Raw genomic sequence first — 17,362 nt, forward strand, 5'->3', positions numbered from 1 at the left:
TGCTGGTCCGCGACCGTTCCGCACCGGGGTCCGGGGTCACTCCCACGGACGCCAAGTCGTCGCGTACCGCGCTGAGTCAGCCGCCGAACTCTCGTGCCTCATCGGCAGCCGGTCCCACGGCACCGATCTTCATGAGGCGGCTGGCGATGGCCCCTTCGTTTCGGCCGAACTCCTGTGCCAGTTGCGCGAGTAGCACTCCCTGGGCGCAGCTGGCGGCAAGGTCCTTTTCGTCCTGGTCGGTCCAGGGCATGTACGCGTTGGGATGGGCCTTTCGTTTCTCCTCCACCGTGTAGGCCTTGGGCTGCTTGGGTGCTGTCTCGGTGGGCTGGGTGGGCACGAGGTCGGCAGGGTAGGGGGCGAGTTTGAGTCCGTGGAGCTTCCAGCGGATGGAGTTCTCGCTTCGTCCGAGGTCAGAGGCCAATTGTTGGAGGCTGGTGCCTGCGCGGTGGGCGTCCCGCAGATGCTGCTCGGCCTCGGTCGTCCACGTGGCCCCCGGGTGGGCGGCTTTTCTTTTCACGCTGGCCGTAGTGGTGGCCGGGGGCTGGGGGCCAAGCGGTTCGGGTGTGGGGCAGGCACTTGCTGCGGCGGTGATGAGGCGGCCGATGTCGCTGAGGTCGCGGGGGTCCAGTTCGCCGGTGAGCTCGCCGTGGATGATGCCGCCGGATGAGCAGACGAGGACGGTCAGTTCCATCCTGCCTTCTTGTGCCGGTTCGGCGGTCAGGCAGTAGCGGCGGTGCGGGTCGCCGAATTCCAGCTTCACGCCGGGCGCCGCGGGACGGGGGTGCGGCTGGGCCGGGAGGCTGGTCGGGGCAGTGGCAGGGGGAAGCCGGTATGCGGGGGCCAGCAGCTCGTGTACGCGCCAGGACGCCAGCACGCTCTGACCGTCGTCGAGTCGGTAGGAGGTCTGGCTGGCCTCCACGTCGCAGACTGCGTAGAGGACGTGGAGCCTCTGGCCGGCGAACAGGCAGGTCTGTCCCTGTGGCCCCAGTGGGATGGTCAGGGTGCCTGTACCGGGTACGGGCTCGAGGACGACGGCGTCCGGGTCGCCGTGCCAGGAGCCCTTTTCGTCACGGAAAGCGTAGATGAGGGTCAACCGTGGGTCCTTTCGCGGGGAGATCGGTTCGCCGGGGCAAGGTGTGCCGTCCTCGCCCCCCGATTAGCGGTCGGCGTCGTGCGCCGGAGCATGTGCCTTCGAGTCCGGGACTCTCGCTTCCTCCGTGGCGAGGAGGCGGTCGAGGACTGCGTCGTGTTCCTGGTAGACGATGCGGCCACCTGCGTGCAGGGCTCGGCCCAACTCTGTGCTGCTGTGGGCGGGCGGCAGTGCACCGATGGGGACGGCTGAGGGTGTGCTTCCCGTTGCGCGGACGATGGCGGCGTCCATAGCCACGAGTTCGGCGCCGTAGAGCTGGTGCACTGTGGCGGCGATCTGGAGGCCTGCGGTGTCGAGGTCGCCGGCGTAGCGCAGTGGGACCCCTTGGTCCACGGCGAGTTGGAAGAGGGCGTGGTCGACGGCGCGCAACTGGCCGCTGGTGCAGGCCAGGGGCAGGGTGCTTGCGCGGGCGAGGGCTTCTTCCAGGATCGAGGGATTCTCCACCACCGTGAGGGGTGTGGGTGCCAGGCGCGGTGGCGAGAGGGTCAGATCGAGGAGGGTCAGTGCCACGGGGGCGGTCGCTTCGCGAAGGCGCCGGTCGATGGGGCCGTCGCCGGTGGGGCGGACCTGGTGGAGCAGAACGGTGGCGGAGAGCCGGTCGGCGATGATGCCGAATTCGGCGAGCAGGGCGCGGATACGGTCGGGGCGGGCGGGTTCGGGTCGTCCGGCGAGTTCGGCCACCGCGGAGACCAGGCGTTGTCCCGGCAGGGTGGCGAGGTCGAAGTAGTGCGGGTCGCCCGCGTGGTCGTGGGCGAGTTTGGCCAGGGTGCGGGGGCGTTGATGGGGCAGTTCGCGGGTCAGGGCGCACAGGGCGTCGACAAGTCGGCGTATCTCCGGGGCGGCGTCGTTCTCGAATCCGGTGGCCTTGAGGCGGGCCAGCAGCAGAGGCAGGTGCGGAAGCCGGGCTGCGGCGTAGTCCCACAGTTCCTGGCGCAGCAGAGCGGATTCGAGCCGGCCGCTCTTACGGTTGACGACCTTGCTGCCGATCGCGCGTTCGACGAAGGGCTGCAGTTGTTCCACCGGCAGGTCAAGGGCATCGAGGAGGGGGCGTAGCGGCACCTTGAGGCCGTGGGGGGTGTGCGGGACCGAGGTGCGGCCGCGGCGGCGCTGGGCGGGGGTGTCGAGCCAGGATCGCAGGGCGGCCACTGCGCTTGGGGAGAGGGCGGGCACGGTGATGGTGGCGACGTCGGACGGGGCCTTGCCGGCGCTGAGGCGGTCGTGGACGGCCTGCCACAGCGGAGCGAGGTCGGGGTCGGCGGCGATGAGGTCCAGATCGGCCATCAGAGTGTGTCCCGCGGCTGGGGGGTGGTCAGGGCGAGGCTGAGTGGCTGGGGTTCGCCGTGGCCCTGCCACAGCCACGGCACGGTGACGCGGTGGCGTCCGGTGGTGACGACCTGGTGGATCATGGCGCGCCGGGTCTCCTTCTTGATCAGGGGGGTCATGAAGGGTGCGGTGGCCAGGACGTCGAAGTTCCAGGAGCGCAGCAGGGCGAGGATCTGGCGCAGGTTGGGGTCGTCGAAGGCTGCGTCGATCTCGTCGATGGACAGCAGACGGGGGCCTTGGTAGCCGTCGGCCGAGTACATCGACCAGGCGGCGGCGAGCAGCGGGAGCATGGTGGCCAGGCGCCGTTCGCCGGTAGAGAGGGCTTCCAGCGGGTTGGAGCGGGCGGTGACTTCGCGGAATTTCTCCTTGCCTGCGGCTTCGAAGGAGGCGTGGGTGACGGAGATCTTCCAGTCGTGCCAGGCGCGGTAGTCGAAGGTGTGGGCGACGCGGTCGGGCCATGGTTCGCCGGCCTTTTCGTTCATGCGCTGGCGCAGCACGTCATACATCTGCTCGAAGGTGTCGTCGGACGGCGGCTGCTCGATGAGGTGCACCATGCGCTGGGCGTCGGGGTCGTCGCGGACGCCCCATTCGACCTGGACGCCGACGTCGGCGACGCCGGTGCGGACGCCTTTGAGGGTGGTGTGGATCTTGCCGACGAGTTCCCAGGCTGCTTCCCGGCGCAGTTGGATGTCGCGCTGCAGGCGGGTGAACAGGCTTGTTTTGAGGGTCTGTTTGACGTCGGCGCGCAGGTCGTCCTCGAGCTGAGCGGCGGTGGCGTTGAGGGCTTGGACGGTGGTGTGGACGTCTTCGCCGCGTACGGCGGCGGGGTCGGCGACGACTGCGCGCCGCCAGGGGGTGTCTTCAATGCTGACGAGGGTGACCTGCCGGTCGAAGCGGGCCAGGGCGGTGCTGGCGCTGCGGGCGCTGGTTTCCAGTGCGGTCAGGTGGCGGTCGCGCAGCCGGGTCAGGATGGTGAGGCGGTCGGTGCCGCCTGCGGCATCGGCGAGCAGACGCCTGGCCCAGGTGAGTCCGGCGGTGAGATGGGCGGGACGGCCGGCAGGGTCGGTGGGCACACCGTCGGGGACGGTGGCCAGGTGTTCGTCGACCAGCCGGCTGAGCTGACGCACGTGTGCATCGCGCGTGTTCTCGGCGGCCTGGCGCAGCGGGGTGATGGTCTCCAGGGTGGCGCGGGCGGCGCTGGCTGCCTGGCCGGCGGTCTGCTGCTGGCTGTGCAGGGCCTCGGCGTGTTCTTCGGCCCGCCGGAGCGCCTCGGCGGTGGTGTCCCGGTGTGCGAGGAGCTCTTCGTACTCGGCTCCGTACAGGGCACGCATCTCGGCGACGGAGGCGGCTTCCTCCTGCGCGGACCGCAATGCTTTGTCGGCCTCCTGCCGGGCCAGGGTGCGGCGCTGTCGGAGGGTGTCGGCCTGCTGCCTGTCGTCGTCGGCCCGCTTGAAGAGGTCGGTGACCCGGCGCGCCGCGTTGTCCCATGCCTGGATGTGCCCGGTCAGCTGGTTGACGGCTGCCTGGTGGATCTCCAGACGGTGCGGCTCGGTGGGCAGAAGGCTGCCGTCGGGCAAAGCTGCTGCCCGGTTGAGGGCGCGCAGTGCGTCACCGACGGCTTTGCTGGCCTCCTGGTGACGGTGGGTGGCTTTGAGGACGTCCGAGCGGGCCTGGGTCAGTTCCCGTTCGGCGCTGTCCTCGTCCTGCTGGGCAGTCTTGACCGCGTCGATTGTCTGGCGGGGGAAGGCTGCTTGTTCGGCGTCGGCGGCCTTTTGGGCGGCGGCGGCCTGCGCCCGTGCCTGCTCGCTCTCCCGGGCTGTGGCGGTCTGCTGCGTGCAGAGGGCCTGCGCAGCCTCAGCTGCGGCGGCGGCCTGGTTGTCGGTCTCCTGGGCGTGCTGGTGTTCGCGTGCGGCGGTCGCCACACGAGTGGTGCGCGCGGCCACGGCGGCGTCCAAGGCGGCCAGGGTGCTCTGAAGGGTGAGGCGGGCGTCGGCCAGGAGTTGTGCGGTGCGGCGCCCGGCGTCGTCGGCGGCCTGGCGCTGGCGAGCGACGTTCTCGCGGGCGTTCAGGAGTCGGGTGGCCGGCGGAAAGCTGTCGCGCTCGGCGTCCGCGTCTGCGATGTCCTGGCGGCGGCGGATCAGTTCGTCCTGCGCGTCGCTCTGGAGGCCGCGGGCCGCTGTCAGGTCTTGTTCGAGGCGGGCCACGCGTTGTTGGCGGGCCCTCTCCCGGGTGGTGTGGCCGATGAAGGCCGCTTGGTAGCCGTCAGGGGTGCTGGCGGTGAGGACCCCGTGGGCCAGCTGTCCCGCGGCCACGTCACTGCCCGGGGTGTCTACGGCGATGGCAGCGAGGACGTCGCGCACCCGGTCGACGCCGAGGGCGGGATCTGCTTCGACGACCAACACATCGGCCAGCGTGCGCCCCGGCGCCGGCGCAGCGGGGGTAAAGGTGAGGTCCCCACTGACGAGGCGGCCGTCGGAGGTGACCAGGGCGTCGAGGAGACCGGCCACGAGGAGGGCGCCCTCGAGACGGTCCGCTTCAAGGGCCGGCAGGCCGGGGGCGAAGTCGACCAGAGCCCACAGGGGGACGCCGTCCTCGGGGCTGCGTGTGCGCCAGGCGGGTGCCGGAGGCATCGGAGCGGCCTGACGGCTTTCTTCCAGTTCACTCTCGACGGCAGCCACTTGCTCGGCCGCTGCTTCCACCTGCTGGCCGGCGGCATCCGCCCGGCGTTGCAGCCGCACGGTGGCCTGGGCATGCGCGCGGGCAACGGTGAGTTCGAGGTCGGCGGGCTGCAGGGCATCGAGCTGAGCCGCCGGCGATGATGAGTCGGGCAATGGCATGTCGGTGGCGGCCAAGTGCACCAGCCGGCTGCGCCAGGAGTGGACCTCACTGACCCATTCAGTGTCCTCCCGGACGGCTGCGGATTCGGCATCGCTGAGGGCACGGTGGGCCACGTCGAGCTCGGCCTGAGCATTGCTCTGGGCCTGATGGTGAGACTGGTGGGCGTCCGTGCGCCGTCGTTCGTCTGCCTCGCTCTCGTCGTCCGACTGCTGCTGAGCGGTTTCATGCGCGGCGGCGGCCTCGGCCGTGGCGTCCTGTGCGGCGGTGTGCTCCGCGTAGGCCTCATCTGCCCGGCGGGCTGCGGCTTGGGCAAGTGCGGCATCGGTGGCTGCGGTCAGCTGGCAGCCAGGCAGGTCGATCCGGGACCGGGCCGCGGCAGCTGCGGAGGCCAGCCAGGCGGTCAGCCTTCCGGTGTCCATGCGGTCTGCGGTGTCTTCGCCGAGGCCGATCAACTCGGCCGCCACGGGGCCGAGCTGGGGCGCGTCTTCCTGCCAGGCCTCAAGGTGGACGGCCAGTTCTTCTTCGGCCTGCCGACGGCGGGCGGTGGCCTCGCGGGCCGCGTCGCGGCGGGTGTCTTCCTGGTTTTCGGCGCTGCGCCGCTCGGCTGCCGCATCGCTCTCCGTGCCCTGGGTGTGCTGGTGCTTGCCCAGGGCGCGGTCGACAGCCTGGATTTGGCGGATGCGGTCTTCTGTCCAGGACAGGGGGTGGCTGCACAGCCATTGGGTGTCGAGGGCTGTATCGGCGCCGGAGCGGGCCGCAGTCAGGGCTGCGGACGCGGCGAGAAGGTGCTCGAAGGCGGCTTCGGCTCCCAGGTCGGTGACGCTGGCGCGCAGGTCATCCGCCAGCCCTGTGAGGTGCTGCTGCGCGGCCCGGGCGGCGCTGGAACTGTGCTCCGCCTTCTGGACGGCTTCGTCTGCGTCGGCATCGGCCACCTGGGCCCGGCCGGCGGCGGCTTCGGCTCCGGCGGCAAGGTCGCGGGCGCGTTCCTCCTTGTGGGGCAATTCAGCTCCGGCATGGTCGCGCAGCAGCAGCTCGTCTGCGGCCAGGCGGCCCTTGAGTTCGGAGATCTCGGTCTGGGTGTGCGCCTGCTGCTGTCCGGCGTCCTCGTAGGCCTTCTCGGCGGCGTCGAGTTCGTCGGTGGCTTTCTTGGTGCGGCGGGCCTGGTTGTCGAAGTCGGTGTTGGCTGCGGTCAGGGCTGCGGCTTCGACCTGGGCGACGGTGTGCAGGTAGCGGTGGTAGTTGCGGTCGGTGCTCTCCAGCAGTTTGGCTTCCTGGCGGGTGCGCTGCAGTTTGCTTTCGAGTTCGGCGATGCGCTCCATCGCCTCGGCGATCAGGGTGAGGTTCTCGGTGTCGAGAGCGGGCAGGGCGTCGGTGAGGACCTGGCGCATGCGCGTGGGGGAAATGGCTTCGGCAGTGCGCAGACTCCGCAGGCTGCGCAGGACGGCGAGCAGTGCTTCGAACTGGACTTCGTTGAGCGGGGCGAACAGGCGGGTGCGGATGGCCTGCCGGTAGGAGCGCTCGTCCTGGAGGGTGAGCTGGGTGGGCAAGCCGCGCAGGGCCTTGGAATCGGCGAACAGATCGCCGTGGCAGTCGGCGAGCTGCCCGGCAAGAGCCTCCAGGCGTACGGGTTCGCGGTCCTTTTCTAAGGTGAGCTCGCTTCCCACCTGTCCGGGTGCGATGAAGAACGCCCGGTGCAGGTGTCCTCCGGTGGCCCTCAGCCACAGTCCGGTGGTCAGGAATGCGGTGTGGCCGCTTACTGCATCGCGCAGCCCGTACTCGAGCCACCAGATGCCGGTGCGGTCTTCCCGGTCGTTCCAGTCGGTGTGCCGGCTGGTGAGGGTTCCTGCGGCCTTCCCGGACACCGACAGGGCGGTCTGGGAGGTGTCGGCGTCCAGCAGGACAGTGATCAGCATGGAGGCGGTGAGGGACTTGCCGGATCCGTTGGGGCCGACCAGGGCGAGCCAGCCGTCGGAGAACCAGAGTTGTTCGTCGGCCCAGGCCCACGAGTTGACGATTCCGGCGCGGGTGGGCTGCCAGCGGCCGTCCGCGCCGGGCACGCCCAGCGCCAGTTCGCCGGCGGCGGCCGGGCCCAGATGCTGGGCGGGGTGCTCAGTGATGCTCATCCTTCGTCTCCTTGACGGTCAGCGGGCGCACCGCCTGCTCCTGCTATGGGTTCGGCCAGGGCCTGCTGCTCGAACCGGGGCGGGGCAGCAGTCGATGCGTCGGGTCGGGTCGCGGCCGGGAGGCTCTGGTGGACGCGGACGCGCCACAGATGCACGCCGGGGGTGGGCTGCCACTGGTCGGGCATCTCGGGGTCGGGGGTGAGCAGTCCGACGGTGACCAGTTCAGCGGCCGCGGCGCGGGCCAGTGCCGATATGCGGTCGTAGGAGGCGGCCCAGCGGGGCTGGTTGTCCCGCACACAGGTGAACAGGTCGGTGACTTCGGTGAGCGTCAGCGCCGCGGTGGGATCGTCGCGGCCGGGGAGGGTGGCCAGCAAAGCAAGTGCTGCCTGGCGTTCCATGCGGCGGCCGTTGGGGAAGTCGATGCCGCTGGCCTGGCCGGTGGGATCGGTGGTCTGCCACCAGTCGCGGCGCACGGTGGCGGCAAGGCCCAGGGCAGCGGTGACGTTGAGGGCGCGTTCGCGTCCGGTCAGGGTGTGCAGGTAAGCAGTGGTGTCGGTGTCGTCGTCCAGCGGGTCGGTGGCCGGGTCGTCGACCAGACGGCGGATGACCTTCAGGCGCCGCGCTTCCAGCGTGGGTGGTGCATCCGCTCCTTCGAGGGTGTGGTCCATGAGGGATTCGGCCGACAGCGCTGCGGCGTGCTGTTCGGGCGGCAGGTCGTTCAGTTCCAGCAGGGTGGGTGACAGAGAGGAGAACTTGGCGGCGAGGCGGTCGCGGGAGGCAGTGACGACGAGATCGCCGTCGTCGTCGGCCAAGGCGCGGTCCAGGTCGGCGTCGACGGTGACGGTGCCTTCGGCGACGAGGAGTTTGAGGGCATCGGCCAGGCTCTGCCTGTGCTCGCGGGCCTCCTTCTTGCTCACCTCCTTTGAGGCCACGACGGGAAAGCGGGGCAGCCGTCGCTCGGGGGCCTCGGCGGCGCAGACCTGGGCGATCGCTTGCAGGAGTTCCCGCAGGCTCATGCGCGGGCGGCGCCAGAGCTGCTCGCACGCCAGGCAGACCAGGATCATCACGGTGGCGGACGCCAGCGGACGCCGCTCGCGTGACAGCAGCGGGCCGCGGTCGGCGGGGACGTCGCTGCGGCGCTTGTGGAGGCGGATAAGGCCTGCGACCTCGTGGACTTCCAGGGTCCAGTTCAGTTCAGTACGGAAGAACTCAGCCAGTGCCTGGTGGTCTTTGACGGCCGTGCGGTATTCCTCGGGATCGCTCTCCGCCCTCAGGCGGCCGGTTGCGATGAGCCGGCGAGCGCTCTCGCGCAGGTCGGCGGCGAGCAGGAGGGTCTCGTTCATGCCACGCTCCAGGTCCGCTCGCCCCGTGCCGCGGGCGGGCCGTGCACGCCGGTGCTCTGGCCCAGCGGGGTGACGGAAATCCTCAGGCCGGGTCCGGACAAGCGGCCTTCGGCGAGAGCGACCGTGACGGTCGTCTGCGGTCGCTCGGGCCGCACTGTCACCTGCAGGCCTGCGTCGTCGACCTCGGCCCGACCGCGGCCGCTCTTGGGGTCGTACTGGCTCAGTGCGACCTCGACGGCATTGAGCAGGACGATGGCCGCGTCCGACGGAAGCCCGGCGAAGTGTTCGAGACCTACCTCGCCGTCGGTGGCCAGCAGCCCGGTCATGTGGCGGCGGCGTCTCGCGGCGGCCTGCGCTTCGGCCTGGGCGGAGGCCCGGCTGGCGGTGGTGTCGGGCACCTTGCGGGGCCGGCCGGTGGAAGGACCGTGCCGTTCGTGTTCCCGCAAGGTCACCTCGACATGATGGCGACTGGTGCCCGCCTGGGCCGCCGTGCCGTGGGCGACGTCCTCCTCACCAGTGCGGATGACGGCGTGCCAGGCAGGCCAGTCCCCGAACGCCGCCGCGTACACCCGGCGCGCATCGGTGTCGTCCGGCTGACGGTGCAGGCTGTAGGCCAGAGCCCTGAAATCGACGCCCAGGTCACTGCCGCGCCGGCGGGCCATGTAGCGGCGGTCGATGGCGACCAGCAGCGTGTGGACCGCGCCGCTGGCCGAGCTGATCAGCCGGTGCACGGTGCCGTCCGGCTTGAACCAGGCCTCCAGATCGGCCAGGCGGCGGACCCGCTCGTCGATCCAGTGCTGCTGATCGGCGGCATCCACCAGCCCGGCATGCTCGGACGCCGCCTCAACCGCACGGGAGAAGCCGGCCTCACGCAGCTCGGCCAGCGCTGTCTCCACCCGCGGCAGGCCCCGCCCGTATTCGCGGGGAAACTGACGCAACGCCTCGACAACCCGGTCCCGGTTCTCGCCGAACACCTCGTTATCGGTAACGTCGGACTGCACCATCCTCGCCAGCGCCGCATAGAAGTCGGCGGTGACCCGCTGCAGTTCATCGATGCGGGTGCGGACATCCTCGAGATCACCCGGCAGCAGACCATGGTCACCGTCCAGGTGCTCGAGGATGTCACGCAGCGTGCGCCCCACGCCGTCCAGCAGACGGCTGGGCAGCTGCAGGGCGCGCACCACATCCACGACTGCTGCGCGAACCGCAGCAACGACCCCCCGCCCCCGGCGAGTCAGCGCCCACGCTTCCTGCCGCACTACCAAGCCCTGGAAGCTGCGCACCGGCGCCGCGTAGTCGCGAAACGGCTCGGCAAAGCCCCACTTGGCCAGCTGGTCCAGCGAGTTACGCAACTCGGGTTCAGGCAGCGGGTCGTGGTAGCCGACGGTCTTCACCTGCGCGGCAATGTCGGAGAGCGTCGACATCGGCCCGCGGGTGGACAGCTCCTCCAGGGCGGCCAGCAGCGCCAGGTACCGTTCGCGCACCAGGTCCTCGGGCATCCCGAACACGTACCAGTCCCCCGGTACGACCTCTTGCCACCACATCCGCGGCCTCGACATACATATCCCCCTCACTGGCATTCGCCCGCCTGTTGGCGAGACCTCCCCCAACTGCGACCTCCCGGCATGTATCCGTGGACGAGAGCTCTAGATTGCAACGCATTTGAAGCTATCCATCACCACTGACAACGACACCGAATCCTGGTGCGCGCAGAGGCTGTTGAGACCCCGTCACCTGTCTCAATGCAATGCGTTCTCGCTTTCGGGGCCGATAGGAGTCCTCGGAGTGCACGGGGCATGCTGATGGCTCATCACACACTGCTGCACAACTGCAGTGACCTGGGGAGTTGCACTGCTCGGCCGGGCCGAAACACGTAACAGGATCTCTGATCTTGGGAAGAACCCGGCCCGCCAGGCGCGGATTCCTAGGCCAGGAAAGAGTGTCTAAACAAGCCAATAGTTCAAGCACCGCAAGAATGGGAACCCTAGTTCTAATTCGCTGACTGCGGTCCGCCCATGTGCCGGAAAAATGGCGTGATTCAGCGTCAGACCATGCGCCGGTCAAAAAAGTCGATCACGGTCCTGACAAGCGCCACCCGGTGGTCCGACAAGCAGTGGCGCTCCGGCGCCCAACTGAGGTCGCGTCGGTGCTGAGCAGTTCGGGTCTTGTCCTGGATCTGGTCTGTTGACGCATGCCCTGCCGACGAGCGTTCAGTAGTCGATGTCGGTGAAGGCGACTTGGAGGTCGTGGGCCGCCTTGGCATATGCGAGCAGCGAGCAGCAACTTCCCCGCCCTCGGGCTTGCTTGCCGCAACGGGATTTGGCCCCAGGGCCGGGTGGAAGACCGCCGACTGGACGCAAGTGCTCTGCTGGCTCCCCCTGTTCACCTCCGCACGCCCGGGAGAAGCGGCTGCGAGCCAACTAAGATTGCCGCCTGCTGTGGCGGCACGGCTAGCGACTGTCAGCGCGTTGAGGGGGAACTGTGCGCGAGGACCTAGTAAAGGCGGTTAGCAGGCACCTGACTCGGATCGCAGTTTCAGGGAGCCGCTCTCACGCCCTGGATCCAGTTGCACTGGCCGACGCGCAACGGCTAGAAGGATTCCTGATGCAGCATGCGCGGGAACCGCGTAGCTGGCTTGAGTCACGCGGAGCCGAAGGGTCCATCCTTCGCGAGTTGGACGCATACCATGCGCTCGGTCGCTTGCACGTCGCGGCTTACGAGGCCCTGCCCTCCCATGCGCAGGCAGGGGCTCTCAAGGCTGCGGTCCGCGCACTCACACCGTGTTTTCTGGCCGGGTTCACACCGCTGCCAGCCACGCTCCTGCCCTTCCTCGCGGAGGAATCGGCACAGCTCGCCGTTGACTTCGCAAGGTCAGCTGCCGACCGCCGTTCGATTGACCAAGCTGTGTCACTACTGCAGGACATCACCTCCGCACTGCCCTCCGACTACCAGCCGCGGGCTCTTCAGTTGTCCAATCTCGGCTCCACCCTCATCAAGCGTGCCTTGCTGACCGGTTCCGCGAGCGACAAGGGCGCTGCCGTACACGCTTACCAGGAGGCAGCGGCAATGGCTGACGCGACGGGCCGGGCAAAGTACCTCTACAGCCTCGCGGTCTCGCTGCGAATGGTCTTTCACCGAACCGGGGAGCCAGCGGACCTGGATCAGGCGATCACTGCCTGCGAGAAGGCCATCGCTGCCACGCCGACACCGTTTCCGGAACTGGTCGTGGTCCTGGCGGATCTGAGTACGGATCTGTCGGCGCGCGCCACAATGACCGGGTCACTGTCCGACGTGCATCGGGCTGTCAAACTGAGTGAGCAGGCAGCGCAGGCTGCCGGGCGAGGCAGTCCTCAGCATTTTCACTGCCTGTACGTCCGGGCTTTCATACGACTCACCCGTTTCCACTGGACTGGTTCCGCGGAAGATCTCGATCTCGCGGAGAGCATCTATCGGCAACTCTTGGGCACCGCGCCGCTCGCCAGCCCTTACAGAACCGTGAGTGAAATAGATTTGGGCACGGTGCTTCTGAACCGCTTCAAACAAACGAGGATGCAAAGTCACCTCGACGATGCGATCACCATCCATGATCGTGCCCTCGCCGCTGTCCCTCAGGGCCACCCGGAGCGGTGGCGAGTCCTGCTCCTTCTGGGCGAGGAGCTGCGGGACCGGTTCGCTGACAGGAACGATCCCAAGGACATCGATCGGGCCGTCACACTGATGCGGGAAGCTGTTTCCTACACCATTGACGGACACCCGGGTCGTGCGGCGGCTCTCGGTTCCCTCGGGATGGCGCTTCGCGTCAGGCATGAGTGGAAGCGCGAGAACGGCGATGGGCACGGTCAGATCAGCGACCTTGACCAGGCGATCGAGTTCCAGAAAAGGGCGTTGGCCCTGACTCCAGAAGACCATGCAGCCAGAGCCGGGCTCGTGAGTGATCTAGGCACAAGTTACACGGCGAAGTTCCAGGTAACGGGGAATCTGAAGTTCCTCAATCGTGCCGTCCAGCTAAGCGAGCAGTCTGTGGCCGACACGCCACCGGAGCATCCGGAAAGGGGCACTCGGCTCTACAACCTGGCCGCTGCTCTCCAAGAGCGCTATCAACGGGTGTGCAGCCGTGAGGACTTGGAGCGAGCCGTTGAGGTGGCCCAGGACCTTGTCACCGCTGTCGACGCCGGTGACTGGTCCCGGGCGCGCGCAGTCAGCACATCCTCCCGCGCGCACTACACCCGTTTCCTCCGCGAGGGCACAACCGACGACTTGACGCTTGCCATCGACCGCGCGCAGGAGGCCGCCACGATCACCTCTACAAGCGACCCCGAGCGGGCGCGCTGGCTGTCGAACCTGGCAGCGATGCATTTGGAGCGGTTCAACTTAGTGGGGACGCCACAGGACGTGGACTGTGCAGTCGAGAACGCGAAGCTGGCGGTAGATGCCATACCGCCGGGTCGCCCCGACCGGCCCGGCTGCCTGAACACGCACGCGGTCGCGCGCCTGACCCGCTACCGGCTGCGACATGCCATCGAGGATCTGAGGGCAGCCGAGAACGCTTTTCAAGAGGCGCTCGCCGTCATCCCCGTGGACCATCCGGAGCGGGCCAGCATGCTGATCAACCGGGCGGACTTGTTCGCTGCCGCCCCTGGACGGACAGCCGCCGCAGTCGACGACTACATCTCTGCCACCGATGTCGTCACAGCGCCCCCGTCGTTACGCATCCGCGCCGCCCGCGCGGCCGCAGGGCTGCTTGCGGACTCTGCACCCGGCAGGGCCGCAGACCTGCTCGCCCTCGCGGTGTCGCTGCTCCCGGAGACCGTGCCTCGCCAACTGCACCGGCGCGATCAACAGTACGCCCTGAAGGACTTCGCCGAACTGGCCAACGATGCCGCCGCCCTCATCCTCACAGCCCCATCTCATTCCAGCCCGGATGACGCTGCCCGGGCCCTGGCGCTCTTGGAGCAGGGACGCGGAGTCCTGCTCAGCCAGGCACTCGACACTCGCAACGAACTGTCCGCCCTGGAAGAGAGCGAAGATCCGGACCACCGTGCCCTGGCAGGGGAATACACGCTGCTGCGCGACGCACTCGACGACGTGCAGACTTCTGACAGCCTCGCGACTCGACTCACCGGTGCTGCCTCGGAATCCCGCCTGCAAGACAATGCGATCGCCGACCGGCACCTCCTCAATGAGAAGTTTGCCTCCGTCGTGGCCCGCATCCGCGAAATCAATGGGTTCGAAACATTCCACCTCCCGCCTCCGGCACAAGAGTTCCTCACCGAGGCCGCACATGGTCCCGTGGTTGTGTACAACGTGAGCCGGTACGGGTGCGGTGCGCTGCTGATCACTCCTTCCTGCATCGAATACCTGCCTCTTGACCGGCTCGCACGCACCACACTGATCGACATGGTCAACGTCTTCCACGCGGGTCTGCAGACCATCGGCCGCAAGAAGCCGTCGGACAACGACAAACCGCAACTGAAGGAGTGGCTCAAGGAATGGGAAACGGCCCAGAACACGTTGAGCGAGGTGCTGGAATGGCTCTGGGAGGTAGCAGCCGAGCCGGTCCTGACAGCTCTCGGTATGGACGGGTCCAAGCCACATAGGGGAGATCGGATCTGGTGGGCCACCGGGGGCCTTTTGAGCCTCCTGCCTCTGCACGCCGCTGGCCTGCACCGGGAGGCTCCCAAAGGAGACACTGACCGCGGCCGGATGTCCGTCATGGATCGCGTGATCTCCTCTTACACTCCCACCGTGCGAGCACTACGCTACGCCCGTCGCCCGGCTGCCTCAACCGAGCAAACGGAAGCACTGATCGTGGCGATGCCCACCACCCCTCAAGCACCTCCACTGCCCAACGTACGTGCCGAGGCCAGGATGCTTCAGCAGCGACTGTCCAACCATGTCCTGCTGATGGAGGACCCCTCAACCACGCCGTCTGAGACGACGCCCACGACCGTCAACGTGCGCGCTGCGCTGTCCCGCTGCGCGATCGCTCACTTCGCGTGCCACGGCTCCGTTCATCCAAGCGATCCATCACTGAGCAAGCTGCTGCTACACGACCCTGAAGACCCGCTCACCGTCTCGAGCCTGGCTTCCGTCAGGCTGGAGAGTGCACGCCTGGCATATCTCTCCGCATGCCGCACAGCAGCCGTGGTCGCCGACGAACTCATCGACGAAAGCATTCACCTCACGAGTGCCTTCCAGCTCGCCGGCTTCCGTCATGTAGTCGGCACGCTGTGGACTATCAACGACTTGATTAGCGTGGACGTCGCCACTTCTTTCTACGCGCGGGCCACGACGGACTCCGGTGCCTTCGCCGCGGACCACGCTGACCACGATGTGGCGTTGCACCTCCACGACGCCGTTCTGGCCGTACGCGACAAACACGCTTCCCGACCGTCGCTATGGGCTTCCTATATTCATTCGGGAGCCTGACCCAGCCACAGGACGGCGAGACGGTGGCTCAACCCTCCTGAGCCTCTGCCGGCTGCTCAGCCACCGGCGCCGCGACACCGGTGCCAGCTGTCGGCACCGTGTCAGGCTCAGGAGTGTCGTCCTGAGGCTGGAACACATCTTCGCGTTCGCCAGCCTCAAATAGGCGATCCAACTCCTCGGAGATTACCGGCTCTTCTGGCTCCGCCAATTCTGATCAGTCCTCCTCAGTCGCCGCCGTTTCCGGATACGGTTACTGCACTAACCCCGGACGTGCCAGCGCCGCACGGGGGTTCGAGCAGCCCCAGCAGATCAATGCTGTCTTTCGGGATATAGATGCCCCCCGTACCATCAAGCCGTGGGCCGATCCTCCCGTCGGCAAGAACAGCATACTGAGCTTGCAAAAATATATCGCGATCGTGCGGAAACGCGGCGGCACACGATGACGATCCATACCAACCGGCCACCCAGCTCCCGTCCTTGAGCCGGATCCTGACGAAACAGGAAGACCGCTTACTGAAGAGGTGATCCCAAGCGGTGGGCGCCTTCCGTCTGCGGCTGGGTTTCCGGCGCGCCCGCCATCGGGCCTCCGCCCATGCAGCAGCGGCAGGAACCGCGACCACTAGGACGAGGGCTGCGATCCCGGCCTGGCGGGATCTCGCGGCGACGCCAGCGAAACCTTGGCCGCCGGTGAGTGAAACCAGCCAAGGCCCAGCTACTACAGCGTACAAGGAGTCGAGGACGACGCTGGCCGCCACCGCGCGCAGCACGCGACTTTCCACCTGCACCTCTGAAGGGCGAGGCCCGCGCAACCGCTCGCGAACCGCCTGGTAAACCCCACCTGGAAGAACCATCACCAACAGAACCGCCAGTTGCTGGACGGTGCTCGGTACCATTCCCCGCCTCCCCGCCTCCGGCACGACCCCTACTGCTGACACCCCCGCCTGACAGCCAAGCAGTGCCAGCCGGACCACCCATCTTGCGGTTTCTCGCAGGGAAACGTCGACACCGCCCAGTGCGCTTCTCACGTCAAGCGCTCCCGGCCTCAGACCTGCACGCGGTAGAACACCTTGCCCTTGTGATGCTCGACACCCAGCGCCTCGTACAGAGCGAGCGCCGGCGGGTTGTCCGTGTCTGCGGTCCACTCGATGCGGGAGCAGCCAGCGGCAACAGCAGCCTCCTTCAGCGCGGCCGTGAACGCCCGTGCCACACCACGGCGCCTGGCGCTCTCGCGCCCGTACTGGGCTTGATTCGCTTTGACGGACATCTGAGATCAGGGGTTCTGCCCCGGAAGGATGTCCATCATGGAGAGCATGGGGAAGAAGAAGCCTCGGCCTCGCCGTTCGTTCACGCCGGAGTTCAAGGCCGAGATCGTCGAGCTGTGCCGGCGCGGTGACCGTTCGGTCGGCCAGGTGGCCAAGGACTTCGATCTGACCGAGACCGCGGTGCGGCTGTGGGTCAGCCAGGCCGAGGTTGATGCGGGCGAGCGTGACGGTCTGACCAGCAGCGAGCGCGAGGAGTTGGCCTCGCTGCGGCGGGAGAACCGCCGGTTGCGCGAAGACGTCGAGATCCTCAAGCGGGCCACGGCTTTCTTCGCGAAGGAGACCCGGTGACGGTGCACCCGTTCATCGAGGCGGAGAAGCGAGACGGTCACAACGTCAAGCGCGCATGTGAACTGCTGCAGGTCTCCCGAACCGCCTTCTATGCCCGTCGCACTGGCAGGCAGGCGGACGACCGAGCGTGACGTCTCAGAGATCATGCGGAGACTGAAGAAGAAGGAGCCGAAGGCCGAGCCCCTTCCCGAGCACTCTTTCGAGAAGTGGGTCCGAGACTCCCGAGAGTCTCCCGATCTCCTCATGAAGGTCGGCAGCTCATACGCCCATCAGGGATACCACCACCGGGCCGAACTGTGCTTTATGCAGGCCCTCGAAGCCGGTCACGCTGATGCCCAATCAGCCTTGCAATACCTGCCCCGGGACGAATACGGAGTTCTCCTCCCTGGAAACACCACTGCGGAGTACGCCCCTGTCGTCCGCAACCGAAACGGCGCACATCCCGCCGATCGGAGCAGAGACAGTGAACCTCATGGAGGAGGGACTGCGGTTAGCGAAATCGGGAAATCCCGCCAGAGCCAGACTGATCTGGAGCATCGGATGCGT

The 17,362-nt window shown here is 67.8% G+C and carries 10 protein-coding genes; 3 read left to right on the forward strand and 7 right to left on the reverse strand.

Annotated elements, in window-relative coordinates; all coding sequences use genetic code 11:
- Window positions 1–76: 76 nt before the first annotated feature.
- The 5 genes from OG905_RS00125 to OG905_RS00145 form a co-directional block, all read right to left on the reverse strand.
- Window positions 77–1,093, reverse strand: a complete 1,017-nt coding sequence (locus tag OG905_RS00125) for a hypothetical protein (RefSeq protein WP_328665259.1) — start codon at window positions 1,091–1,093, stop codon at window positions 77–79.
- Between the two features lie 63 nt (window positions 1,094–1,156).
- The gene (locus tag OG905_RS00130; protein WP_328665261.1) at window positions 1,157–2,431 is read right to left on the reverse strand and encodes a DUF2399 domain-containing protein; all 1,275 of its coding nucleotides are present in this window, start codon (window positions 2,429–2,431) and stop codon (window positions 1,157–1,159) included.
- Complete coding sequence (locus OG905_RS00135; protein WP_328665263.1) at window positions 2,431–7,434, reverse strand: SbcC/MukB-like Walker B domain-containing protein; 5,004 nt, start codon at window positions 7,432–7,434, stop codon at window positions 2,431–2,433. Before OG905_RS00135 ends, OG905_RS00130 begins: the two co-directional genes overlap by 1 nt.
- Complete coding sequence (locus OG905_RS00140) at window positions 7,431–8,777, reverse strand: DUF2398 family protein (protein ID WP_328665265.1); 1,347 nt, start codon at window positions 8,775–8,777, stop codon at window positions 7,431–7,433. Before OG905_RS00140 ends, OG905_RS00135 begins: the two co-directional genes overlap by 4 nt.
- On the reverse strand, window positions 8,774–10,276 hold the full coding sequence (locus tag OG905_RS00145; protein ID WP_328665267.1) for a DUF2397 family protein: 1,503 nt from the start codon (window positions 10,274–10,276) through the stop codon (window positions 8,774–8,776). The genes OG905_RS00140 and OG905_RS00145 overlap by 4 nt, the downstream gene beginning before the upstream one ends.
- A 1,174-nt stretch (window positions 10,277–11,450) precedes the next feature.
- On the opposite strand from OG905_RS00145, the gene OG905_RS00150 reads away from it, so the two are divergent.
- Window positions 11,451–15,206, forward strand: a complete 3,756-nt coding sequence (locus OG905_RS00150) for a CHAT domain-containing tetratricopeptide repeat protein (RefSeq protein WP_328665268.1) — start codon at window positions 11,451–11,453, stop codon at window positions 15,204–15,206.
- A 224-nt stretch (window positions 15,207–15,430) separates the two neighbouring features.
- Here OG905_RS00150 and OG905_RS00155 read toward each other — a convergent pair whose 3' ends face one another.
- Both OG905_RS00155 and OG905_RS00160 read right to left on the reverse strand, forming a co-directional pair.
- A complete protein-coding gene (locus tag OG905_RS00155) occupies window positions 15,431–16,099 on the reverse strand; it encodes a DUF6338 family protein (protein ID WP_328665270.1) in 669 nt (222 codons plus the stop codon).
- Between the two features lie 149 nt (window positions 16,100–16,248).
- Complete coding sequence (locus OG905_RS00160) at window positions 16,249–16,470, reverse strand: GNAT family N-acetyltransferase (RefSeq protein ID WP_328665272.1); 222 nt, start codon at window positions 16,468–16,470, stop codon at window positions 16,249–16,251.
- Window positions 16,471–16,507: 37 nt separating this feature from the next.
- Here OG905_RS00160 and OG905_RS00165 point away from each other — a divergent pair, with 37 nt between their 5' ends.
- A complete protein-coding gene (locus OG905_RS00165) occupies window positions 16,508–16,816 on the forward strand; it encodes a transposase (protein WP_443043868.1) in 309 nt (102 codons plus the stop codon).
- Complete coding sequence (locus tag OG905_RS00170) at window positions 16,813–16,947, forward strand: hypothetical protein (RefSeq protein ID WP_328665274.1); 135 nt, start codon at window positions 16,813–16,815, stop codon at window positions 16,945–16,947. Before OG905_RS00165 ends, OG905_RS00170 begins: the two co-directional genes overlap by 4 nt.
- Window positions 16,948–17,362 lie beyond the last annotated feature (415 nt).

Origin of the sequence: Streptomyces sp. NBC_00322, from assembly GCF_036147535.1 — a bacterium.
Classification (GTDB): domain Bacteria; phylum Actinomycetota; class Actinomycetes; order Streptomycetales; family Streptomycetaceae; genus Streptomyces.

Excerpts from the sequence above, each read along its gene's own strand:
- OG905_RS00130 (WP_328665261.1), bottom strand. The coding sequence starts at position 2,431 with ATGGCCGATCTGGACCTCATCGCCGCCGACCCCGACCTCGCTCCGCTG.
- OG905_RS00135 (WP_328665263.1), bottom strand. The coding sequence starts at position 7,434 with ATGAGCATCACTGAGCACCCCGCCCAGCATCTGGGCCCGGCCGCCGCC.
- OG905_RS00140 (WP_328665265.1), bottom strand. The coding sequence starts at position 8,777 with ATGAACGAGACCCTCCTGCTCGCCGCCGACCTGCGCGAGAGCGCTCGC.
- OG905_RS00145 (WP_328665267.1), bottom strand. The coding sequence starts at position 10,276 with ATGCCCGAGGACCTGGTGCGCGAACGGTACCTGGCGCTGCTGGCCGCC.
- OG905_RS00155 (WP_328665270.1), bottom strand. The coding sequence starts at position 16,099 with ATGGTACCGAGCACCGTCCAGCAACTGGCGGTTCTGTTGGTGATGGTT.
- OG905_RS00160 (WP_328665272.1), bottom strand. The coding sequence starts at position 16,470 with ATGTCCGTCAAAGCGAATCAAGCCCAGTACGGGCGCGAGAGCGCCAGG.
- OG905_RS00165 (WP_443043868.1), top strand. The coding sequence starts at position 16,508 with ATGGAGAGCATGGGGAAGAAGAAGCCTCGGCCTCGCCGTTCGTTCACG.